We start from the raw sequence: 21,386 nt of genomic DNA, 5'->3' as shown, positions 1-21,386 counted from the left end.
GCCCGCGATTCCTACTTCCAGGGCGTAGGCGCCGGAATCTCGCACACCGGCTCCACATCCACGCTCTTGAAGTCGGCCGGCGAGACGATCTCCAGGTACTCCATGTCGGGCGAGTAGTCGAACAGGTAGTGCCGGATGCCGGGGCGCTGGTGCACCACGTCGCCGGCCTCGACCAGGGTTTCCTTGTCCTCGTACATGAAGCGGGCCCAGCCCTTGACCATGATCACGATCTGGAAGTCGGCCTCGTGGCGATGCCAGCCGGTGCCCGCTTCCGGTGCCATGTTGGCCTTGACGAGGTGCGCGATCACCTTGCCGTTGGTGGCGGCGGCCACGCCGAGGTCGCGGTAGAGGAAGAAGTCGCGCAGTCCGCCCGAGACGAATTCGGTGTCGCCCGGTTTGACGTGGGAGAACTGGGTGGCGGTACGGTCCAGCATGGAAGCTCCTTTGCGGCGAGTGGGGATGCTGCGCCGCAGCACGCATAAAGCGTTCCCGGCGCCGACCGCGATATCCCCACGCCTTGACGCTGGCGCGCGGGCTCCAGATACTCAACCGCATGGTTCACTCAGATGCCGCCGCACCGCCCGCGCCCGCCGCCCTCGATGCCGTGTTCGCCGCGCTCGCCGACTCGACGCGCCGCGCGGTGCTCGAGACCCTGGGCGAGCGCAGCCTCAGCGTGACCGAGCTGGCCGCGCCGCATGCGATGTCGCTCACGGGCTTCATGAAGCACCTGCGCGTGCTCGAGGACGCGGGGCTGATCTCGCGCACGAAGGAAGGCCGCGTCGTGCGCTGCGAGCTCTCGCCGCGGCCGATGCAGGAGGCCGCCGTGTGGCTGTCGCGCTACGAAAAGTTCTGGACCGGGCGCCTCGATGCCTTGGCGCGCTTTCTCTACCACCAGGAGCAAACCGAATGGCGGAACCTGCCAGCCCAGACACCGGGCGTCCCTCCCTCACCCTCCGCCGCCACTACGCCGTCGCGCCCGACAAGGTCTGGCGCGCGTGGACCGACCCGCAAGCGCTGAGGCACTGGTTCGGCCCCGAGGAGATCGTCGCGGTGCCGCATGCCGAGGTCGACCTGCGTGTGGGCGGGCGCTTCCGCGTGGCGATGCTCGCGGCCGACGGCGAGACGCACGACGTCAGCGGCACCTACCTCGAGATCGTGCCGCGGCGCCGGCTGGTCTTTAGCTGGGCCTGGCGCAGCACGCCCGAGCGCGAATCGCGCGTGACGGTGCGCATCGAGCCCGATGCGGCCGGCACCGGCTGCGAGCTCGAATTGCTGCACGAGCAGTTCTTCGACCAGGCCGCGCGCGAGGGCCACGAACACGGCTGGACCGGTTCGATGGTGCGGCTCGAACGCTGGCTGGGCACGCCGGAACCCGCCGCATGACGGACCCGGTGCACGCCACGCTCGAGGCGGTCTACCGCGGCGAATCGCGCCGCATCTTCGCCACGCTGGTGCGCCTGCTCGGCGATTTCGACCGCGCCGAGGAGGCGCTGCACGAGGCCTTCCGCGCCGCGCTCGAGCAGTGGCCGGCGCAGGGCGTGCCCGCGAACCCGCGCGCGTGGCTGGTGTCGGCGGGGCGCTTCAAGGCGATCGACGCCATCCGGCGCCAGGCGCGCTTCTCGCCCTGGGACGAATCGGTCGAGCGCGCCGAGGCGCTGGCCGACCCCGCGCCGGGCTGGGACGCCGACACCGACGAACTCGAGGACGACCGCCTGCGCCTGGTCTTCACCTGCTGCCATCCGGCCCTTTCGCCCGATGCCCAGGTGGCGCTCACGCTGCGCGAGGTCTGCGGACTCGCGACCGAGGAGATCGCGCGCGCCTTCATGGTGCCCGCGCCGACCATCGCGCAGCGCATCGTGCGTGCCAAGGCCCGCATCCGCGACGCGCGCATTCCCTACCAGGTGCCCACGCGCACCGAGCTGCCCGAGCGGCTCGACGCGGTGCTGCGCGTGGTCTACCTGGTCTTCAACGAAGGCTATGCCGCTTCCTCGGGCGAGAGCCTGACGCGCGCCGATCTCTCGGCCGAGGCGATCCGGCTGGGCCGGCTGCTGGTCGAGCTGCTGCCCGGCGCCGAGGCCGCGCCCGAGGCGCTGGGCCTGCTGGCGCTGATGCTGCTGCACGATGCGCGCCGTGCCGCGCGCACCTCGGCGCAGGGCGAGATCGTGCTGCTCGACCAGCAGGACCGCGGCCTCTGGCACCGCGCGCAGATCGAGGAGGGCGCCGCGCTGGTGGAGCGCGCGCTGCGCTCGCGCCGCTTCGGCCCCTATGCGCTGCAGGCGGCGATCGCCGCGGTCCATGCCGAGGCCGAGCGTGCCGAGGCCACCGACTGGGCGCAGATCGTCGGTCTCTACGACGTGCTGCTGCGGCTCGATCCCTCGCCCGTGGCCGAACTCAACCGCGCGGCCGCGATCGCGATGCGCGACGGTCCGGCCGCGGGCCTGGCGCTGGTCGATGCGCTGTTCGCGCGCGGCGAGCTGACCGACTATCACCTCGCGCATGGCGCGCGGGCCGAGCTGTGCCGCCGCCTCGGCCGGCTCGGCGAGGCGCGCGGCGCCTACGAGCGCGCGCTCGCGCTGGCCCGGCAGCAGCCCGAGCGCCAGTTCCTCGCGCGGCAACTGGCGTCCTTGCCCGGCTAGAAAAATAGTTGCAGTTCGTCGCGCCCGCATGTCGATCCGGCGCCTCGCCGATCGACCAGTGGTGTCCTCATTCCATCCGAAAGGAGATTCCGCATGAAATACCTCTGCCTCGTCCACTGCGACCCGGCCCTGTTCGCCACCCTGTCGCCCGACGAGCGGCGCGCGCTCGACGAAGACTCGATGGCCTACGACCGCGAGCTCGAGAAGAACGGCCATTTCATCGCCGCCGACGTGCTGGCGAGCGCCAGGTCCGCCAAGGTCGTGCGCGTGCGCGACGGCAAGGCCTCGCATGTCGACGGGCCGTTCGCGGAGGTGCGCGAGCAGCTCTGCGGCTTTATCCTGATCGAGGCGCGCGACCTCAACGTCGCGATCCAGCTCGCGGGCCACATCCCGATGGCGCGCCACGGCAGCATCGAAGTCCGCCCGATCCAGAGCATGGACGCCGCCGAGGGGAATGCCGCATGAAGTACCTTTGCCTGATCTACGAAACCGAGGCTCCGCCGCTCGACATGGCGCACTACATCCAGGAACATATCGACTACGACGCGCAATTGCGCGCGCGCGGCCAGCTGGTCGAGGCCGAGGCCCTGCAGCCGGCCGAGACCGCCACCACCGTGCGCATGCGCCGCGGCCGGCTGTCGGTGACCGATGGCCCCTTCGCCGAGACCAGCGAGCAGCTCGGCGGCTTCTACCTGGTCGAGGCCGGCAGCGAGGACGAAGCCCTGCGGATCGCGGCCGGCATCCCGTCCGCGCGCAACGGCTGCATCGAGCTGCGGCCGATCCTCTCGTTCGGCACCGGCCCCGAGGGCCCTCGATGAGCGGCGCCGCGCCGCCGCGCGCCACGGTGCGCGAATGGACCGGCCTGGCCGTCATCGCGCTGCCGTGCATGCTCTATTCCATGGACCTCACGGTGCTGAACCTCGCGATCCCCGCGATCAGCGAGGCGCTCAAGCCGACGGCGGCGCAGCTGCTGTGGATCGTCGACATCTACGGCTTCCTGGTCGCGGGCCTGCTGGTCACCATGGGCACGCTGGGCGACCGCATCGGGCGGCGCCGGCTGCTGCTGATCGGTGCCGTGGCCTTCGGGCTGGCCTCGGTGCTGGCGGCCTTCTCGAACAGCGCCAACATGCTGATCGCCACCCGCGCGCTGCTCGGCGTGGCCGGCGCGACGCTGGCGCCGTCCACGCTCTCGCTGATCCGCAACATGTTCCTCGATCCCGGTCAGCGCACGCTGGCCATCGGCGTCTGGATCTCGAGCTTCTCGGCGGGCGCGGTCATCGGCCCGGTGGTCGGCGGCGTGCTGCTCGAATACTTCTGGTGGGGCTCGGTGTTCCTGGTCGGCGTGCCGGTGATGGTGCTGCTGCTGGTGCTCGGCCCCGTGCTGCTGCCCGAGTATCGTGATCCCGAGGCCGCGCGGCTCGATCTCGCGAGCGTGGCGCTGTCGCTGGGCGCGGTGCTGCCCGCCATCTACGGCGTGAAGCAGACGGCCGAGCACGGCGCGAGCGCGCTGTCGCTCGCCGCCATCGTGGTGGGGCTGGCCATCGGCTGCCTGTTCGTGCGGCGCCAGCGCCGGCTGGCCGATCCGATGATCGACCTGCGGCTGTTCCGCGCGCCGGCCTTCAGCGTGGCGCTGGGCGCCTACATGCTGTCGTGCTTCGTGATGTTCGGGTTGTTCCTCTACGAGGCCCAGTACCTGCAGATGGTGCTCGGGCTGTCGCCGTTGCAGGCCGGCCTGTGGAGCGTGCCCAGCGCGGGCGCCTTCATCGTCGGCTCGATGGCGGCGCCCGCGCTCACGCGGCGCGTGCGGCCGGTGCATGCGATGACGGGCGGACTGGTGGTCGCGGCACTGGGCTTCGCGCTGCTGGTCGCGCTGCCGGTGCAGGGCGGCCTGGCGCTGCTGGTGGGCAGCATGGTCGTGTCCTCGCTCGGGCTGGCGGTGGTGTTCACGCTGTCGACCGACCTGGTGGTCGGCAGCGCGCCGCCCGAGCGCGCGGGCGTGGCCTCGGCGATTTCGGAAACCAGTTCCGAATTCGGCGGCGCGCTGGGCATCGCCATCCTCGGCAGCGTGGGCGCGGCGGTCTACCGCGGCATGATGGTCGACGCCGTGCCCGCCTCGCTCGGCGATGCCGCCGCGGTCGAGGCCGCGCGCAGCACGCTCGGCGGTGCCGTGGCGCTGGCCGGGCAGCTCGGCGGCGCGGCCGGTGCCGAGCTGCTGGCCGATGCGCGCACGGCGCTGCTGCGCGGCTTGCACCTGATGGCCGGCATCGGCGTGGTGGTGCTGCTGGCCATCGCGGCGCTGCTGGCCGTGGTCATGCGCCGCTCGGGACAAACCCGGCCCGCCGCGGCCGATGCGTTGCCCTGAGCCCGGGCCGGGCCCATACTGGCCGCGTCAGTCACCGAACGAACCCCACGGAGCGCCCATGAGCAACGAACTGCGCAAGAAGCTGCACGACCTCGCGGAGCTGGTCGACAACACGCCCGACCCGCAGACCCGCGCGATCGTCGAGGCGATCCGGCTGCAGACCGCGGTGCTCAACGAGCGGCTGTTCTCGATCGAGCTGCAGCTCGGCGCGCTGGCGCGGCGGCTCGAGGGCGCGACCGAATAGGCCGCGCGGGCATTGCCCTCGGGCATTCGGGTGCCGCGCCGCCCGGCCCCGCATTGCGGGGGATAATCCCCACCCATGAGCGGCAACACCTTCGGACATCTCTTCGCGGTCACCAATTTCGGGGAATCCCACGGCCCGGCCATCGGTTGCGTGATCGACGGCTGCCCCCCGGGCATGGCGCTCAGCGAAGCCGACATCCAGGCCGACCTCGATCGCCGCCGTCCCGGCACCAGCCGCCACGTCACCCAGCGCAACGAGCCCGACGCGGTGCAGATCCTCTCGGGCGTGTACGAGGGCAAGACCACCGGCACCCCGATCGCGCTGCTGATCCAGAACACCGACCAGCGCAGCAAGGACTACGGTCAGATCGCCCAGCAGTTCCGCCCGGGCCACGCCGACTTCACGTACCACAAGAAGTACGGCATCCGCGACCCGCGCGGCGGCGGACGCTCCTCGGCCCGGCTCACAGCGCCCACGGTCGCGGCCGGCGCGGTCGCCAAGAAGTGGCTGGCCGAGAAGTACGGCATGGTGTTCCGCGGCTGCATGACGCAGATCGGCGAGATCGCGATCCCCTTCGAGAGCTGGGACCACGTGCCGAACAATCCCTTCTTCGCGCCGATCGCCGACGTGAGCGCGCTCGAGGAGTACATGGACCGGCTGCGCAAGGCCGGCGACTCCTGCGGCGCGCGCGTGCGCGTGACGGCCACCCGCGTGCCCGTCGGCCTCGGCGAGCCGCTCTACGACAAGCTCGATGCCGACATCGCCTACGCGATGATGGGCCTCAATGCCGTGAAGGCGGTCGAGATCGGCGCCGGCTGGGACAGCGTGACGCAGCGCGGCACCACCCATGGCGACTCGATCACGCCGACCGGCTTTCTCAGCAACAACGCGGGCGGCATCCTCGGCGGCATCAGCTCGGGGCAGGACCTCGAGGTCAGCATCGCGATCAAGCCCACCAGCTCGATCATCAGCCCGCGCCAGTCGATCGACGTGAACAACAACCCGGTCGAGGTGGTCACCAAGGGCCGCCACGATCCCTGCGTCGGCATCCGCGCCACGCCGATCGCCGAGGCGCTGCTCGCTCTGGTCGTGATGGACCATGCGCTGCGCCACCGCGCGCAGTGCGGTGACGTGCAGGGCGACAACGAGAAGACCCAGGCCACTTCGCCGCAGGCGTCCTTCCTCTAGTGTCCACGGCGCCACCCGTGGCCGGGCGCGGCCACCTGTTGGCGTTCGCTGGCCTGTCGGCCAGCTATTTCGCGCACATCGGCTTCTTCAATCCCTACCTGCCGCTGTGGCTCAAGGACCTGGGGCTGCCGATCTTCACCATCAGCCTGCTGGCCTCGGTGCAGTCGGTCACGCGCGTGTTCGCGCCCTATGCCTGGGGCGCGCTCAGCGACCACACGGGCCAGCGCGTGCTGCTGCTGCGCATCAGCGCGGCGATCGCGCTGCTCAGTTCCTTCGGCCTGTGGTGGAACGGCGGCGCGTGGTGGCTCGCGCTGGTGCTGCTGCTGATGTTCACCCACACCAGCTCGATGATGTCGCTGACCGAGGCCGCGATGGCGCACCTCGTGGCCGGCGACTGGGGCCGCTACGGGCGCATCCGGCTGTGCGGCTCGGCCGGCTTCCTGGTCACGGTGTTCGTCGCGGGCGAGTGGTTCGACCGCTTCGGCATGAAGCACTTCCCGGCCTGGGCCGCCGGCACCCTGGCCGTGGTGCTGCTCGCCACCCTGCGCCTGCCCGACAGCCGCGAGCCCGTGGCCGCGCACGACGCACCCGGCGAACCCATCGGCCCGGTGCTGCGCAACCGTGTCGTGCAGTGGTTCTTCGCCGCGCTGTTCTTCCAGGTGATGTCGCACTTCTCGGTCTATGCCTTCTTCTCGCTCTACCTCGATTCGCTCGGGTACGGCAAGAGCACCATCGGCCTGCTGTGGGCGCTGTCGGTGGTGGCCGAGATCGTCTGGTTCTTCCTGCAGGGCCGGCTGATCGGCCTGCTGCCGATGCCGCGCTGGATGCTGGTGTGCGGCATCGCGGCCGTCGCGCGGCTGGGCCTGACCGCCGGCCTCGGCGGCTGGATCGCCGCGCTGGTCGTGGCCCAGTGGCTGCACGCGCTGAGCTTCGCGGCCCACCACACCACCTGCATCGCCGTGGTGTCGCGCCGCTTCCCGGGTCGGCTGCGCGGACGCGGCCAGGCGCTGTTCACCGTCATCGGCTACGGCTTCGGCGGCGTGCTCGGCGTGCTGCTGGGCGGCGCGGTGGCGCAGGCCTTCGGCTACCGCACGATGTTCGCGCTGGCGGCGCTGCTCGCGGTGGCGGGGACCTTGTGCGCGTGGAAGGTGATGCGGCTGGAGGCCGCGGCGCGGCGGGCTGCCAGCCCGGCGTGATGCGCGGTCAAACCAGCAAAGGCCCGAGGTAGATCGCCAGGGCCAGCAGCCACGACAGCGTCAGGCCGAGGAACAGCAGCAGTGTGGCCTGCGTGGCCTGCGGCGGCCAGTGCCTGCCCAGCGGCGAGCGTTCGAACAGGATCTGCAGCAGAAAGGCACCGCTGCTGCCTGGAAACGGCAGCAGATTGAAGGCGGCGATCTTCGCCGCGACCAGGGCCAGCAACGGCAGGAAGGCCTGGCCGTCGGCCGCCTCGTGCGCGAGCCGCAATAGCTGCTGCGCGTGCGCGAACGGAGAGAGCGCACCCTCGATGTATTGGACGAAGCCGCTGCCGAAGGACCCGAGGCCATCGAACGGGAACACCAGCAGCGCCAGCATCAGCAGCGCGCAGGGACCGGCGGCGGCGATCAGGACCCGGGTGGCGCGCGGTTGGACGTCGAGGGCATCGCGCTTCGCATCGCCTTCGAGCCACTCGGTCTCGGCGTGCTTGAGCTGAATCCCGCCGCCGAACGGGAGCGGTTTGATCCGCAGCTTGCCGATGCGCAGCAGCGTGGGGCCCAAACCGTAGTCGATCTTGCGGATCGGGATGCCGAAGCGCATGGCTGCCAGCGCGATGGCGCCGAGGTGAAGGGCCAGGCAGAGTGCGACGGCGAGAGGGATCCAGGCCATGCGGTCTATGGAAGGCGCGCGTGCCCGGCGGTGCGGCGCTTCACTGCAGCTTCGGCCGCAGCACCAGCACCATCGTCGATGGCACGGTGCCGTCGTCGGTCAGCGGCATGCGGTCGGTCCTGAGGATCGCGCGCAGCGCGGCGGCATCCCATTCGGGAACGCCGCTGGCCTTCGACAGCCTGGCGTCCATGATCCGGCCGTCGGGTCGCAGCGCCAGCGTGTATTCGACCGCCGGATTGCCCGGCACGTCGTTGGAGAACGCGATGTTCGGGCGGACCGCCGCCGTGACCCTTTCGCCATAGCTGCGGCGCGGTGCCGGGGGCGTTGCCGTGCCCGCAGGCCGGTCGGCATCGTTCAGTGTGAACTGGATCGAGGCCTTGTACCAGGCGCCCACGCTGCGGCTGTCCGTGCCCTTCCTCGGAACGACCCGGGCCTCGCGCACCGCATCGATGGCGGCGTTGTCCAGGCGCGCGTAACCCGAGCCCTGCAGCACCACGGCATCGCTCACCGCGCCTTGGGCATCGGCCCTGACCTTGAGCGTGACGGTCCCTTGTTCGCCGAGCCGCTTCGACAGGGCGGGGTAGATCGGGCGCGGGGCGGTCGTGTACCTGGCGGCCGGCGGATCGGGTTCGATCGACGGGCGCTGGGGTGCCGACATGGCAGGGGCGTTCGGGGCTCGCGTCAGCACGTCGAGCGACGGATCCGAGGGCAGTTGGGTTCGGCTGTTGCGCAGCGCGTCGGCCATGGCGGCCGCTCCCGCTCGCCCGGCGAGCTCGCGGGCCGTCGGGGGCGTCTTCCGGGTCTCCCACGTGGGCGCCGCCTTCAGCAGCACGATCAGCAGCACGACCCCGCAGAAAGCCAGGAACCAGGTCACCATCTGCGAGGTGCTGACCGAGTCGTCGTATACGGGCGCCTTCGGGTTGGCGCGCGGCGCGGAGGCGCGGGTAAGGTCCGCGTTGCGTTCGTTCCAGGCTTCGATGTTCGCGGTGTTCGAGGTCAGCCGCAGCCAGGTCGGGTAGTGGGCCGCCGCGTGCATGACCGGGCCAAGCCCCAGCGCCAGCGCCCGCGGCTCGGGTCGCGCCGTGCGCCGCAGCAGCTCCAGGTACTCCAGTTGGCTGTCGCGTGCGAGCGGCGCCTGCTGCCCCTGCGCATCCTGCTCGACGATCGCGCGGTCCACCACCTGCCCGGCCTGTCCCAGCCGCAGCAGCCGCGCCGAGTCGGTGCGCCAATCGAAGAAAACGAGCGCGGCCTCGAACAGGTGCTCGTGGCCGGGCCGCCAGCCGCAGGCCAGCAGGTGGGCGATGTTGGCCTCGAACAGGAAGCGCGCATCCATGTCGAGCAGGCGCGGGTCCTCGAGCGTGTGTTCGAGCAGCGCGGTGGCTTCGGGGACGCTGCGCAGCGGCTCCTGCTGCAGCCGGGTGTCGAGCGCGACGAGGATGTCGCGCACGGGGTCGGCGCGCGGTTCGGCGGGGGCCGGGGGCGGCGCCGGTTCGGGGGCGGTCTCGACCACGGCTTCGGGCGGGGCGGGCGGCGGGGGCGGCGCTTGCGCCGCCTCGGCCTCCTGCACGTCCCGCGCCTGCCGCGCCCAGTGCAACGCGGCCTCGTAAGCCTCTCGCAACTGCTGGAACTGCAGCGGTTGCGCCGCCTGGTCGAGCTGCTTGAGCTGCACCGCATAGGCGCGCCGCACGGCGCGCTCGTCGGCATCGGCGCGCAGGCCGAGCTCGAGCAGGAAACCGGGGACCTCGGTCATGGTCGTCGCCCCCGCTTCAATCGGCCAGCGGGCCGTCGCGCTCGATCTGCTCCAACTGCTCCTGGAACTGGCGCTGCATCGCCGCGATCTGCCGCTTGTCCTGCAGCGCCAGCACGCGTTCGAATTCGGCGATGCGGATGCCCAGCCACTCGCGCACGTCGCCGCGCAGCTGCTGGTAGATGCGCTCGGCGCGCGCCAGCAGGGTGCGGTTCTCGATGCGGTCGCGCGGATGGATCTTGAGCGCGCTCAGCGCCGCCAGCCGCTCCTTGATCTCGGCCTCGCTCAGCAGGCCCGGGTTGCCCTCGATCAGCAGGCTGAAGGTCTCCTGCGTCTTCTGCACCGTGGCCTCGACCTGCAGCAGGCCGTTGACGTCGTAGGTGAAGCGCACCTCGACCGCGGCATCGCCCGGGGACGCCCCCGCGCCCAGGCTCGGCAGCGGCACGTGCAGGGTGCCCAGATGCACGTTGTCGCGCACCATGCGCGACTCGCCCTGGAACACATGCAGGTCGACCGAGGTCTGGCTGCCCGAGTTGGGCACATAGCTCTTCGAGCGGCTCACGGGCACCGTGCTGTTGCGCTCGATGATCGGGTCGAAGTGGCCGTGCGTCACCGTGGTGTCGCTGAGCCAGCGGCTGACCGCCACGCCCAGCGAGTAGGGCGCCACGTCGGTCATCACCACTTCCTTGAGCGCCGCGTCGCGCGCCTTCAGGCCGGCCTGTACCGCCGCGCCGAGTGCCACCACCTCGTCGGGGTTGAAGTCGATCGAGGGGAAGCGGCCGAACATGGTGGTGGCCAGGCGCCGCACCACCGGCATGCGGGTGGCGCCACCGGCCAGCACCACCGCGTCGAGCTCGCCGGCGCGCAGGTTGGCGTCGCGCAGCGCGCGCTCGACGGGCGCACGCAGCCGCTTGAGCAACGTGGCGCAGGCCTGCTCGAGCGTGCCTTCGTCGAGCGCCAGCCGGTGCTGCGCCGCCGCGTGCGCGACCACGATCTCGGCCGTCGGCTGGGTGCTCAGCGCGCGCTTGGCGGCCTCGGTCTGCGCGGCCAGGCGCTGCATGAAGTGGGCATCGGTGCGCAGGCTGGCCGGCAGCTTGTTGCGCTCGAAGAAGAGCGCGATCAGCGCCTCGACGAAGTCCTCGCCGCCCAGAAAGTTGTCGCCCGCCGAGGCGCGCACCTCCATCACGCCCTCGAACATCTCGAGGATCGACACGTCGAAGGTGCCGCCGCCGAGGTCGAACACCAGGAAGCGGGTTTCGGCGCGCATGTCGTGCATGCCGTAGGCCAGCGCGGCGGCCGTCGGCTCGTTGAGCAGCCGCTCGACCTTCAGGCCCGCGAGCTCGCCCGCGGCGCGCGTGGCCTTGCGCTGGGCATCGGAGAAGTAGGCCGGCACGGTGATCACCGCCTCGGTGACCGGCTCGCCGAGCATCGCCTCGGCATCGGCCTTGAGCGAGCGCAGCACCAGCGCCGAGAGTTCCTCGGGCCGGAACTCGCGCTTGCCCAGCCGCATCGTCTTGTTGCTGCCCATGTAGCGCTTGAACACCGCCGCCGTGCGCTCGGGATGCGTCTGCAGCCGCTCGCGCGCCGCCTTGCCGACCAGCACCGAATCGTCCTCGTCGATGCTGACGCACGAGGGCGTCAGGTACTCGCCGAGCCCGTTGGGCACCAGCACGGAAGCGCCATCCCGCCACACCGCCGCCAGGCTGTTGGTGGTGCCCAGGTCAATTCCAACGATCATTCTTCTCGCCCCTTCGCGGGTCCCTCTTTTGTTGCCCTCCATCGTATGCGAAGGGCGTGTGGGCCGGGTGTCCGCGAAGGGGCGCGGGCCGCGCGAGCGGCCCGCCGGGGGCTACTTCTTCTTGCCGCCCTTGGCCGCCTTCTGCGGCTTGACCACCACCGCCGACACCGCCGGATCGCTGCTGCGCCTGGCCTTGCCCGACTGCTTCTCGAAGCGCGCGAAGTACTCCGACGCCAGCTTGCGCAGCGAGCGCCCGATGTTGGCGTAGTCGTACTCGTTGAGGTTGGCCAGCGAGACCCGGCCCGAGGCGTGCTTGCCGCCGAAGCCGCGGCCCGGCAGCAGCACGATGCCGGTCTCCTCGGCGATGCGGAACAGCGCCTCGTTGGGCTGCAGCTGGGTCACGATCCAGTCGCCGAAGCGCTCGCCGTGCATCTGGGTGGCGATCTCCTGCAGGTCGAGCAGGTGGTAGTAGCTCACCGAGTTCGGGTCGGCCGACAGCGGCAGTCCCAGCTCGCGGTAGAGCGCCTCCTTGCGCCGCTTCACGATGCGCTTCATCGCGTGCTTGTAGGCCTCGGGTTCGTCCATCAGGCAGAACAGCGAGAACATCACCATCTGCGCCTGCACCGGCGTCGACAGGCCGGCCGTGTGGTTGAGCGCCACGGTGCGGCTGTCGGCCACCAGCCGGTCGATGAACTTGAGCCGGCGCGGCTCGGTGGTGATCGAGCTGTAGCGCGCGTCGAGTTCCTTCAGCGCCGCCTCGGGCAGGGCCGCGATCTGGTGGTCGAGCACGTTGTCCTCGTGCGTGGCCACCACGCCCATGCGCCAGCCGGTGGCACCGAAGTACTTCGAGAACGAATACACGAGGATGGTGTTGCGCGGGCAGATCGCGAACAGCGAGCGGAAGTCGTCGGCGAAGGTGCCGTAGACGTCGTCGGTGAGGATGATCAGGTCGGGCCGCTGCTTGACGATGTCGGCGATGTAGCCGAGCACCTCGTCGCTGATCTTCACCGAGGGCGGGTTGCTCGGGTTGCACAGGAAGAAGGCCTTGACCTTCGGGTCGAGCAGCTTCTGCAGCTCCTTCTTCGTGTACTGCCAGCCGTTCTCGGACGGCGCGTCGATCAGCGCCTCGATCAGCTGGTAGTCGTTGAGGTGCGGGATCTCGATGTAGGGCGTGAAGATCGGCATGCCCAGCGCGATGGTGTCGCCGGGCTTGAGCAGGTTGTTCTCGCGCAGGCTGTTGAACAGGTAGGTCATGGCGGCGGTGCCGCCTTCCACCGCGTACATGTCGAACCTGCCCACGAAGGGATGGGTGCCGATCATCTCCTTGTGGATGTACTGGCCCACGATGATCTCGCTCAGCCGCAGCATGCGGTCGGGCACCGGGTAGTTGCAGCCCAGGATCGCCTCGCACATCTCGTAGATGAAGTCGCCGGCCGACAGGCCGAGCTGGTCGCGCACGTACGACACCGCCGCCTCGATGAAGCGCACGCCGGGCCGGCCCGCGTTGGCCTTGGTGAAGATCTCGAAGCGCGCCTCGATGCCCTCGCGCTGCGGGAAGCCGCCCACGCCCTCCATGTAGACGAAGGAGCGCTCGCTCTCGGTCATGGCGAATTCGCCGAACGCGAAGAAGCCGTGGCGCGGCGTGGTCGCGAGGAAGTTCGGATTGCCGCGCCCCGCGTTGAGCATCAGGCGGTCGCCCTGGCTGGCCACCTGGATCAGCGCGTCCTTGAGTTCGAAGGGGCTCAGGCCGCTGAGTTTTTTCACGTCGCCGAAATCCATGGAAAGGCTCCTTGGTTGTGAGTAAGGCAGGAAAGGAAGAAGAGGGAGGGCGTGCTCAGACCAGCGCGACGATCAGCGGCCCGAGCAGCGTGAGGAACACGTTGGCCAGCGCGTAGGTGATCGCGAAGGGCACGGTGGGGATCGAGTTCTCGGCCTTGTCGAGCACCTCGCCGAAGGCCGGGTTGGCGCTGCGCGAGCCGCTGAGCGCGCCCGCGAAGATCGCGGTGTTGGCATAGCGCAGCACGTAGCGGCCGAACAGCATCGTGAGGATCATCGGCACGATGGTCACGACCACGCCCACGCCGAAGATCGTGAGCCCGTGCTGCTTGACGGTCTGCACCGCCTGCAAGCCCGACGACAGCCCCACCACCACCACGAAGCCGGCCAGGCCCAGGTCCTTGAGCAGTTGCACCGCGCTGGGCGGCAGCGCGCCGAAGGTCTGGCGCCGCGCGCGGTACCAGCCGAACAGCAGGCCCGAGAGCAGGGCGCCGCCGCCGGCACCGAGCGTGAGCGGAATGCTGCCGATCTTCGCGCTCAGCAGGCCCACCAGCAGGCCGACCACCAGGCCCGCGCCGAGGTAGACGAAGTCGGTCTTGGCGCTCGGCACGATCACGTCGCCGACGATCGCGGCCACGCGCTTGACGTCCTGCTCGGCGCCGAAGATCGTGACCACGTCGCCGGCCTGCACCACGGTGTCGGGCTGCATCGGCAGCACCTGGCCCATGCGGCTCAGCTGCACCACGAAGATGCCGTGCCGCACGCCACCCGCGGTGGCCTCGCGGATCTGTGCCACGGTCTTGCGCTCGAAGTCCTTGTTGGTCAGCACGATGTCGCGCTTGTGCATGGTGAGTTCCATGCCCTCGACCGCGTAGACCTCCTTGCCCAGCAGCGGCGCGCTCGCCACCACCGCGTCGCGCCGGCCCACGGCCAGCACGATGTCGCCGCGGCGCAGCGCGAGCGTGGGGCTGACCTCGACGAAGCGGCCGTCGCGCTTGACGCGCTCGATGGTGATGGTGGTGGCCGGGTCGGCGTTCTCGATGTCGGCCACGGTGCGCTGCGGGTCGGCCGTGAGCTCGTAGATGCGGCCCACCAGCGAGGGCGCGGCTTCCTCCTGGTCGGCGCCCAGCACCTTCACGCCGGCCTGCATCGCGGTCTCGGCCGCGATCGCGTCGTCGCGGATGGTGCGGCCCATGAACTTGGGCAGCAGGTTGACGCAGACGATGATCGCGCCGAAGGAGCCGAAGACGTAGGTCACGGCATAGCCGATCGCCACGTTGGCCTGCAGCCGCGCGGTCTCGGCCGCGTCGAGGCCGAGCTTGGCGATCGCGTCGCCGGCCGTGCCGATGATGGCCGACTGCGTGAGGCCGCCGGCCGCCACGCCGGCCGCCAGGCCCTTGTCGAGCCCGAACCACTTGGCCATGACCACCACCGTGGCCAGGCCGGTGGCCGCCATCACCGCGGCCAGGATGATCTCCTTGATCGACTGCCGCCCCAGCGAGCTGAAGAACTGCGGCCCGCTCTCGAAGCCCACCGCGTAGATGAAGAGCGCGAACAGCACGGCCTTCACGCCGGCGTCGACCTGCACGCCGACCTGGCTCACGATCACCGCCACCAGCAGCGAGCCGGCCACGCCGCCGAGCTGGAACTTGCCGAACTTGATCTTGCCGATCCAGTAGCCGACCGCCAGCGAGAGAAAGAGCGCCATCTCGGGCGACTTCTTGAATGTTTCGTGCAGCCATTCCATGGATCAGCTCCTTCGAGGTTTCGAATTCATTTCGCCGCGTGGTGCACCAGCCCGGCCAGCGCGACGATCAGCGGTCCCATCAGCGGCAGCACCACATTCGAGATCGCATAGGTGATGGTGTAGCCCAGCAGCGGCGTGGCATTGCCGGCCGCGTTCTGCACCGCGCTGAGGGCCGGCGTGCTGCACTGCTGGCCCGCGATCGCGCCCAGCAGCACCGGCGCCTCGAGCTTGAGCAGCCGGTGGCCGATGAACAGCGACAGGCTCGCCGGCACCACCGCCACGGCCACGCCGACCAGCGGCAGCGCCACGCCGAACTTCTTGATCAATGCCAGCGCCTGCGGCCCCGAGGCCAGGCCGACGCAGGCGATGAAGGTGGCGAGACCCAGGTCCTTCATCAGCGCCAGCGCATCGGGCGGCACGCTGAGCCGGTGCGGGTTCTTCGCCTGGTACCAGCCGAAGGCCAGGCCGGTGAGCAGCGCGCCGCCGCCGGTGCCGAGCGAGAACGGGATGCCGCCGAGCTTGACGCTGAAGCCGCCGATGAAGACGCCGAGCAGGATGCCCGCGGCCGCGAAGCTGATGTTGCTGCGCGTCGATGCCAGCACCCGGTCGCCGGCCAGCGGCAGCGCGCGCGCCACCTCGTCGACCGGGCCGTAGAGCTGGAGCACGTCGCCGCGCGCGAGCCGCAAGTCGCCCAGCAGCGGCATCGCATGGCGGTCGCGCGCCAGGCCCGTGACCTGCACCGAGGGCGGCAGCGCCGCGGCCAGTTCGCGCAGCTCGCGGCCGAACCACTCGCGCCGGTTCAGCACCGCCTCGGTGGTCTCGACCACCGCGTCGAAGGCCGTGGTGTCGGCGAACTCGCGGCCCAGCAGCTCGGCCACGTTGACCAGGGCCGCGCGCCGGCCGATGGCCAGCACCCGGTCATGGGCGCGCAGCCGCAGCGCGGGTTCCACCGCCAGGCTCTGGCCGGCGCGCAGCACGCGCTCGATGTGGGCCTGGCCGCCGAGGATCGCCGCCAGCTCGCCGATCGAGCGGCCGCGTCCCGTCGTCACCTCGAACACGCGGCCGACCATCTCGGGCACCGCGCTCGCGGCGCCGGGATCGTCGCCGCCGCCACCCATGGTCTTCCACAGGCGATCGGCCTCGGCACGCAGGTCCACGCGCAGCAGCAGCGGAAACACCTGGCTCGTGAAGACCACGATCGCGATCAGCCCGAACACGTAGGTGATGGAGTAGGCCGTGACCACGTTGGCCTGCAGCTGCTGCATGTCCGCCGCGGGCAGGCCGAGCTTGGAGATCGCGTCGGTGGCCGTGCCCACCACCGCCGATTCGGTGGCCGCGCCGGCCATCAGCCCGGCGGCCGTGCCTTGGTCGAGCGACAGCAGCACGGTGGCACCCAGCACCAGCGCGAGCACCGCCACCACCTCGACCAGACACAAGAGGCCCAGGCGCAGGCCCTTGGCGTCGAGGTTGGCGAAGAACTGCGGGCCGCCCGCATAGCCGAGCGCGAAGATGAAGAGCATGAAGAACACGTTCTTCACGCTGTCGTCGACCCGGATGCCGAGCTGGCCGACCACCAGCGCGGCGATCAGGGTGCCGCAGATGCCGCCGAGCTGGATCGGTCCGAAGCGGATGGCGCCGACGGCATGGCCGATGGCGAGCACGAGGAACAGCGCGATTTCGGGCTGGGTTCTCAGCAGTTCGACGACCTCGCCACTCACGCGTGCTTGACCTCCAGATGCTGAGTCATTCTGTCGGTAATGCGAGTAAATGCAAGTAACTGTTTCGTTTGACAGGCGTCCAAATCCTGGGCTGCGCGCCGAATCCTTGACGTTTCCTGTGCGGGTTTTCGATAACTAAATCATCTTGATTTAGTCCTTTCCTTCGCCGATAGTCCGCTGGCGCCCGGCCCGGCGACGCCCTCCGCATGGCGACCCGGCCGGATTCCAGAACCAACAGGGCGGTCCGATCCAGCCGCCCGCCCAAGGAGAGACAACCCATGCCCCGCATCCGCTGCATCCTGGCCCTGGCGGCCGCGTCCGTCGCCGCATCCACCGCCTTCGCCGCCGGCGAACCCGTGATCGGCTTGGTCACCAAGACCGAGACCAACCCCTTCTTCGTGAAGATGAAGGAAGGCGCGCAGGAAGAGGCCAAGAAGCTCGGCGCCAAGCTGCTGTCGGGCGCGGGCAAGGCCGACGGCGACAACGCGGGCCAGATCACGGCGATGGAGAACATGATCGCGGCCGGCGCCAAGACCATCCTGATCACGCCGAGCGACGCCAAGGCCATCGTGCCGGCGATCAAGAAGGCGCGCGACAAGGGGATCATGGTGATCGCGCTCGACAGCCCGGCCGATCCGCCCGAGGCCACCGACGCGCTGTTCGCCACCAACAACTACACGGCCGGCGTGCTGATCGGCGAATACGCCAAGGCCGCGATGGCCGGCAAGACGCCGAAGATCGTCGCGCTCGACCTGCTGCCGGGCCACCCGGTGGGCGCGCAGCGCCACAACGGCTTCATGAAGGGCTTCGGGCTGGCTGCGAACGACGCCAAGTCGAACGAGCTCTCGAAGGCGCCCGAGATCGTCTGCATGGCCGACAGCTTCGGCGACCAGGCCAAGGCCCAGACCGTGATGGAGAACTGCCTGCAGAAGGCGCCCGACGTGAACCTGGTCTACACCATCAACGAGCCCGCCGCGGCCGGTGCGTACAACGCGCTCAAGCGCGCGGGCAAGGAGAAGGGCGTGCTGATCGTCTCGGTCGACGGCGGCTGCCAGGGCATCAAGGACACCAACGCCGGCATCATCGCCGCGACCTCGCAGCAGTACCCGCTGAAGATGGCCGCGATGGGCGTGGCCGCGGGCGTGGAGTTCGCGAAGACCGGCAAGAAGGCCTCGGGCTACGTCGACACCGGCGTGACCCTGATCGCGGGCAAGAGCGTGGCCGGCGTCGAGAGCAAGGACACCAAGACCGGCGCCGAGCTGTGCTGGGGCAAGAAGTAAGCAGACAGCCCCAGGGAGGCACATCGATGGCGAAATCCGCAACGCACCACATCCCGTGGGGCGCCCTCGGGCCGTGGCTGGCCCTGCTGGGTGCCTGCATCTTCTTCGCGACCCAGTCCGACCGCTTTCTCACCGGCGGCAACCTCTCGCTGATCCTGCAGCAGGTGATGGTGGTCGGCGTGATCGCGATCGGCCAGACGCTGATCATCCTCACGGCCGGCATCGACCTGTCGTGCGGCATGGTGATGGCGCTGGGCGGCATCATCATGACCAAGTTCGCCACCGAGCTCGGCCTGCCGGTGCCGGTGGCCATCCTCTGCGGCATCGGCGTGACCACGCTGTTCGGCCTGCTCAACGGCCTGCTGGTCACGCGCATCAAGCTGCCGCCCTTCATCGTGACGCTGGGCACGCTGAACATCGCGTTCGCGATCACGCAGCTGTATTCGTCCTCGCAGACCATCACCGACCTGCCGGCCGGCCTCACGGGCCTGGGCACCACCTTCACCATCGGCAGCGCCGAGGTGGCGTGGGGCTCGGTGCTGATGGTGGCGCTCTACGGCCTCGCCTGGTTCGTGCTGCGCGAGACCGGCGCCGGCCGCCACATCTACGCGGTGGGCAATAACGCCGAGGCCACGCGGCTGGTCGGCATCCCGACGCAGCGCGTGCTGCTGGGCGTGTACGTGGCCGCGGGCGTGCTCTACGGCATCGCCTCGCTGCTGTCGGTGGCGCGCACCGGCGTGGGCGACCCGAACGCGGGCCAGACCGAGAACCTCGACGCCATCACGGCCGTGGTGCTGGGCGGCACCAGCCTGTTCGGCGGGCGCGGCATCGTGCTCGGCTCGCTGATCGGCGTGCTGATCGTGGGCGTGTTCCGCAACGGGCTCACGCTGATGGGCGTGTCGTCGATCTACCAGGTGCTGGTGACGGGCGTGCTCGTGATCCTCGCGGTGGCGGCCGACCAGCTTTCGCGCAAGGGGGCCCGCTGATGAACGCCGTGACGAACCCGAAGGTGGTGATGCAGGCCCGGGGGCTGGTGAAGCGCTACGGCCAGGTCACCGCGCTCGACGGCGTCGACTTCGAGCTGCGCGAGGGCGAGATCCTCGCGGTGATCGGCGACAACGGCGCGGGCAAGTCCTCGCTGATCAAGGCGCTGTCGGGCGCGATCGTGCCCGACGAGGGCCAGATCCTGCTCGATGGCCAGCCGGTGCAGTTCCGCAATCCGCTCGATGCGCGGCGGGCCGGCATCGAGACCGTCTACCAGGACCTGGCCGTCGCGCCTGCGATGACCATCTACGAGAACCTGTTCCTCGGCCGCGAGCTGCGCCGCCCCGGCTTCCTCGGCAACGTGCTGCGCATGCTCGACAAGAAGAAGATGCTGCTGGAGAGCGCGGCCCGCATGGCGGACCTCAAGGTCGGCATCCAGTCGATGACGCAGGCGGTCGAGACCCTCTCGGGCGGCCAGCGCCAATGCGTGGCGGTGGCGCGCAGCGCGGCCTTCGCGCGCCACGTGGTCATCATGGACGAGCCCACCGCCGCGCTCGGCGTGAAGGAGGGCAACATGGTGCTCGAGCTGATCCGCCGCGTGCGCGACCGCGGCCTGCCCGTGGTGCTGATCAGCCACAACATGCCGCACGTGTTCGAGGTCGCCGACCGCATCCACGTCGCGCGCCTGGGCAAGCGCGCCGCCGTGCTCGATCCGAAGAAGATCAGCATGAGCGACACCGTGGCCGTGATGACCGGCGCCATGCCGCCGAGCGCCTTGCCCGCGGAGGCGCATGCCTGATGCCGCGCCCGCCGCGCGCATGCCCGACCTGCTGCGCCCGCGCGGCTCGAACCAGGTCGGCATGCGCCAGTTCAACGAGCGCACCGTGCTGCAGGCGCTGCGCGTGCACGGCAGCCTGCCCAAGGCCGACCTCGCGCGCCTCACCGGCCTGAGCGCGCAGACCATCGGGCTGATCACCGCGCGGCTCGAGGAGGACGGGCTGATCGTCAAGCAGAGCCGCGTGCGCGGCCGCATCGGCCAGCCCTCGGTGCCGCTCGCGCTCAACCCCGACGGCGCCTTCGCGATCGGCGTCAAGGTCGGCCGGCGCGGCGCCGAGTGGCTGCTGATCGACTTCACGGCCCAGGTGCGCGAGCGCCATGCGATGGCCTACGACTTTCCCGATGCCGAAGCGCTGCTGCCCGCGATCGCGCAGCACACCCACCGGTTGCGCGATGGCCTCGGACCCTTGGCCGCGCGCACCGTCGGCGTGGGGCTCGCCGCGCCGTTCCTGCTCGGCGGCTGGCACCGCACGCTCGGCCTGTCGAAGGCGCAGTCCGACCTCTGGAACGGCATGGACCTGGGCGCCGAGGTGCGCCAGCGCACCGACCTGCCGGTGATCTTCGCGCGCGACACGGTCGCGGCCTGCGTGGCCGAGCTGGTGAGCGGGCGCGGCCACGACCTGAAGAGCTTTCTCTATGTGTTCGTCGACACCTTCGTCGGCGGCGGCCTGGTGCTCAACTCGCACCTGCACGGCGGCGCGCACGGCAATGCCGGCGCGCTCGCCTCGCTGCCGATGCAGCGCGTGCGCGGCGCCAAGCGCGATGGCGATACGGCGCCGCCGCAACTGATCGCCGAGGCCTCGCTGTGGGAGCTCGAGCAGCGGCTGCAGCGCGAGGGCGTCGACCCCGACGCGGCCTACGACGAGCGCGCGCTGCAGCCGCCGTTCGCCGATGCCACCGCGGCCTGGCTCGCCTCGGCTGCCGAGGCGCTGGCCCATGCGATCGCGAGCGGCACCGCGATGCTCGACCTGGCCGACGTGGTGATGGACGGCTCGATGTCGCGCCCGCTGCAGCAGGCGCTGCTCGAGGCCACGCGCGCCGCGCTCGACGGCTGCAACTGGGAGGGCCTGTGGCGCCCGCAGCTGCATGGCGGCCGCGTCGGCGCGCAGGCCTGCGCGCTGGGCGGCGCGATGCTGCCGCTGCACGCCAACTTCGCGCCCGATCACGACGTGTTCCTCAAGGCCGGCTGAGAGGGTGTATTTGAAATGATCTACGCGGCCAGCCTAGTAGCGAGGATACGTGCTTCAGCGAGCCAGACCCAAGCGA

20 protein-coding genes are annotated in these 21,386 nt (G+C 70.4%); 13 read left to right on the top strand and 7 right to left on the bottom strand.

The window, feature by feature from the left end:
* Positions 1-11 precede the first annotated feature (11 nt).
* Complete coding sequence (locus AC07PU_RS41180; RefSeq protein ID WP_208511284.1) at positions 12-434, bottom strand: cupin domain-containing protein; 423 nt, start codon at positions 432-434, stop codon at positions 12-14.
* Between the two features lie 119 nt (positions 435-553).
* Here AC07PU_RS41180 and AC07PU_RS41175 point away from each other — a divergent pair, with 119 nt between their 5' ends.
* From AC07PU_RS41175 to AC07PU_RS41135, 9 genes are all read left to right on the top strand, one after another.
* Positions 554-1,018: an ArsR/SmtB family transcription factor gene (locus AC07PU_RS41175; protein ID WP_495323540.1), complete on the top strand. Its 465-nt coding sequence runs from the start codon at positions 554-556 to the stop codon at positions 1,016-1,018.
* The gene (locus AC07PU_RS41170) at positions 907-1,383 is read left to right on the top strand and encodes an SRPBCC family protein (RefSeq protein ID WP_495323539.1); all 477 of its coding nucleotides are present in this window, start codon (positions 907-909) and stop codon (positions 1,381-1,383) included. The genes AC07PU_RS41175 and AC07PU_RS41170 overlap by 112 nt, the downstream gene beginning before the upstream one ends.
* Entirely contained in the window at positions 1,380-2,636 is a 1,257-nt protein-coding gene (locus tag AC07PU_RS41165) for an RNA polymerase sigma factor (protein ID WP_495323538.1), read from the top strand. The genes AC07PU_RS41170 and AC07PU_RS41165 overlap by 4 nt, the downstream gene beginning before the upstream one ends.
* A 93-nt stretch (positions 2,637-2,729) precedes the next feature.
* Positions 2,730-3,101 (top strand): YciI family protein, encoded by a 372-nt coding sequence (locus tag AC07PU_RS41160; protein WP_093355834.1) that lies wholly within the window; start codon positions 2,730-2,732, stop codon positions 3,099-3,101.
* Positions 3,098-3,454 carry a YciI family protein gene (locus AC07PU_RS41155; protein ID WP_495323537.1) on the top strand — a complete coding sequence of 119 codons (357 nt, stop codon included), beginning with the start codon at positions 3,098-3,100 and terminating at the stop codon, positions 3,452-3,454. The genes AC07PU_RS41160 and AC07PU_RS41155 overlap by 4 nt, the downstream gene beginning before the upstream one ends.
* Complete coding sequence (locus AC07PU_RS41150; RefSeq protein ID WP_495323536.1) at positions 3,451-4,998, top strand: MFS transporter; 1,548 nt, start codon at positions 3,451-3,453, stop codon at positions 4,996-4,998. Before AC07PU_RS41155 ends, AC07PU_RS41150 begins: the two co-directional genes overlap by 4 nt.
* Before the next feature lie 58 nt (positions 4,999-5,056).
* A complete protein-coding gene (locus tag AC07PU_RS41145; protein ID WP_203201696.1) occupies positions 5,057-5,242 on the top strand; it encodes a hypothetical protein in 186 nt (61 codons plus the stop codon).
* Positions 5,243-5,317: 75 nt separating this feature from the next.
* Positions 5,318-6,430 (top strand): chorismate synthase, encoded by a 1,113-nt coding sequence (gene aroC, locus AC07PU_RS41140; RefSeq protein ID WP_495323535.1) that lies wholly within the window; start codon positions 5,318-5,320, stop codon positions 6,428-6,430.
* Positions 6,430-7,626, top strand: coding sequence for an MFS transporter (locus AC07PU_RS41135; RefSeq protein WP_398498529.1), 1,197 nt, complete (start codon positions 6,430-6,432; stop codon positions 7,624-7,626). The genes aroC and AC07PU_RS41135 overlap by 1 nt, the downstream gene beginning before the upstream one ends.
* A 7-nt stretch (positions 7,627-7,633) precedes the next feature.
* Here AC07PU_RS41135 and AC07PU_RS41130 read toward each other — a convergent pair whose 3' ends face one another.
* From AC07PU_RS41130 to aspT (AC07PU_RS41105), 6 genes are all read right to left on the bottom strand, one after another.
* Positions 7,634-8,293 (bottom strand): site-2 protease family protein, encoded by a 660-nt coding sequence (locus AC07PU_RS41130; protein ID WP_495323534.1) that lies wholly within the window; start codon positions 8,291-8,293, stop codon positions 7,634-7,636.
* Between the two features lie 40 nt (positions 8,294-8,333).
* The gene (locus tag AC07PU_RS41125) at positions 8,334-10,043 is read right to left on the bottom strand and encodes a TonB family protein (protein ID WP_495323533.1); all 1,710 of its coding nucleotides are present in this window, start codon (positions 10,041-10,043) and stop codon (positions 8,334-8,336) included.
* A gap of 16 nt (positions 10,044-10,059) precedes the next feature.
* Complete coding sequence (locus AC07PU_RS41120; protein WP_495323532.1) at positions 10,060-11,778, bottom strand: Hsp70 family protein; 1,719 nt, start codon at positions 11,776-11,778, stop codon at positions 10,060-10,062.
* A gap of 111 nt (positions 11,779-11,889) precedes the next feature.
* Complete coding sequence (locus AC07PU_RS41115; protein WP_296789345.1) at positions 11,890-13,557, bottom strand: bifunctional aspartate transaminase/aspartate 4-decarboxylase; 1,668 nt, start codon at positions 13,555-13,557, stop codon at positions 11,890-11,892.
* Between the two features lie 55 nt (positions 13,558-13,612).
* On the bottom strand, positions 13,613-15,301 hold the full coding sequence (gene aspT / locus AC07PU_RS41110) for an aspartate-alanine antiporter (protein WP_093355865.1): 1,689 nt from the start codon (positions 15,299-15,301) through the stop codon (positions 13,613-13,615).
* Between the two features lie 26 nt (positions 15,302-15,327).
* Positions 15,328-17,019 carry an aspartate-alanine antiporter gene (gene aspT, locus AC07PU_RS41105; protein WP_495323531.1) on the bottom strand — a complete coding sequence of 564 codons (1,692 nt, stop codon included), beginning with the start codon at positions 17,017-17,019 and terminating at the stop codon, positions 15,328-15,330.
* 278 nt (positions 17,020-17,297) lie between these two features.
* Here aspT (AC07PU_RS41105) and AC07PU_RS41100 point away from each other — a divergent pair, with 278 nt between their 5' ends.
* The 4 genes from AC07PU_RS41100 to AC07PU_RS41085 are packed head-to-tail and all read left to right on the top strand — an operon-like array spanning position 17,298 to position 21,310.
* Positions 17,298-18,299, top strand: a complete 1,002-nt coding sequence (locus tag AC07PU_RS41100) for a sugar ABC transporter substrate-binding protein (RefSeq protein ID WP_203201689.1) — start codon at positions 17,298-17,300, stop codon at positions 18,297-18,299.
* 26 nt (positions 18,300-18,325) lie between these two features.
* Positions 18,326-19,285, top strand: coding sequence for an ABC transporter permease (locus tag AC07PU_RS41095; protein ID WP_208508560.1), 960 nt, complete (start codon positions 18,326-18,328; stop codon positions 19,283-19,285).
* On the top strand, positions 19,285-20,082 hold the full coding sequence (locus AC07PU_RS41090) for an ATP-binding cassette domain-containing protein (protein ID WP_490879264.1): 798 nt from the start codon (positions 19,285-19,287) through the stop codon (positions 20,080-20,082). Before AC07PU_RS41095 ends, AC07PU_RS41090 begins: the two co-directional genes overlap by 1 nt.
* Positions 20,075-21,310: an ROK family transcriptional regulator gene (locus tag AC07PU_RS41085; protein WP_495323530.1), complete on the top strand. Its 1,236-nt coding sequence runs from the start codon at positions 20,075-20,077 to the stop codon at positions 21,308-21,310. The genes AC07PU_RS41090 and AC07PU_RS41085 overlap by 8 nt, the downstream gene beginning before the upstream one ends.
* The last annotated feature ends 76 nt before the right edge of the window (positions 21,311-21,386 follow it).

The sequence above is a fragment of the Variovorax sp. GW821-FHT10D07 genome (assembly GCF_059415325.1).
The sequence above is the reverse complement of the archived record's forward strand: the minus strand, read 5'-3'. Positions and strand labels throughout refer to the sequence as shown.

Excerpts from the sequence above, each read along its gene's own strand:
- AC07PU_RS41180 (WP_208511284.1), bottom strand. The coding sequence starts at position 434 with ATGCTGGACCGTACCGCCACCCAGTTCTCCCACGTCAAACCGGGCGAC.
- AC07PU_RS41150 (WP_495323536.1), top strand. The coding sequence starts at position 3,451 with ATGAGCGGCGCCGCGCCGCCGCGCGCCACGGTGCGCGAATGGACCGGC.
- AC07PU_RS41170 (WP_495323539.1), top strand. The coding sequence starts at position 907 with ATGGCGGAACCTGCCAGCCCAGACACCGGGCGTCCCTCCCTCACCCTC.
- AC07PU_RS41090 (WP_490879264.1), top strand. The coding sequence starts at position 19,285 with ATGAACGCCGTGACGAACCCGAAGGTGGTGATGCAGGCCCGGGGGCTG.
- AC07PU_RS41160 (WP_093355834.1), top strand. The coding sequence starts at position 2,730 with ATGAAATACCTCTGCCTCGTCCACTGCGACCCGGCCCTGTTCGCCACC.
- AC07PU_RS41130 (WP_495323534.1), bottom strand. The coding sequence starts at position 8,293 with ATGGCCTGGATCCCTCTCGCCGTCGCACTCTGCCTGGCCCTTCACCTC.
- AC07PU_RS41100 (WP_203201689.1), top strand. The coding sequence starts at position 17,298 with ATGCCCCGCATCCGCTGCATCCTGGCCCTGGCGGCCGCGTCCGTCGCC.
- AC07PU_RS41120 (WP_495323532.1), bottom strand. The coding sequence starts at position 11,778 with ATGATCGTTGGAATTGACCTGGGCACCACCAACAGCCTGGCGGCGGTG.
- AC07PU_RS41095 (WP_208508560.1), top strand. The coding sequence starts at position 18,326 with ATGGCGAAATCCGCAACGCACCACATCCCGTGGGGCGCCCTCGGGCCG.
- AC07PU_RS41115 (WP_296789345.1), bottom strand. The coding sequence starts at position 13,557 with ATGGATTTCGGCGACGTGAAAAAACTCAGCGGCCTGAGCCCCTTCGAA.
- AC07PU_RS41145 (WP_203201696.1), top strand. The coding sequence starts at position 5,057 with ATGAGCAACGAACTGCGCAAGAAGCTGCACGACCTCGCGGAGCTGGTC.
- aspT (WP_093355865.1), bottom strand. The coding sequence starts at position 15,301 with ATGGAATGGCTGCACGAAACATTCAAGAAGTCGCCCGAGATGGCGCTC.
- aroC (WP_495323535.1), top strand. The coding sequence starts at position 5,318 with ATGAGCGGCAACACCTTCGGACATCTCTTCGCGGTCACCAATTTCGGG.
- AC07PU_RS41165 (WP_495323538.1), top strand. The coding sequence starts at position 1,380 with ATGACGGACCCGGTGCACGCCACGCTCGAGGCGGTCTACCGCGGCGAA.
- AC07PU_RS41125 (WP_495323533.1), bottom strand. The coding sequence starts at position 10,043 with ATGACCGAGGTCCCCGGTTTCCTGCTCGAGCTCGGCCTGCGCGCCGAT.
- AC07PU_RS41085 (WP_495323530.1), top strand. The coding sequence starts at position 20,075 with ATGCCTGATGCCGCGCCCGCCGCGCGCATGCCCGACCTGCTGCGCCCG.
- AC07PU_RS41175 (WP_495323540.1), top strand. The coding sequence starts at position 554 with ATGGTTCACTCAGATGCCGCCGCACCGCCCGCGCCCGCCGCCCTCGAT.
- AC07PU_RS41155 (WP_495323537.1), top strand. The coding sequence starts at position 3,098 with ATGAAGTACCTTTGCCTGATCTACGAAACCGAGGCTCCGCCGCTCGAC.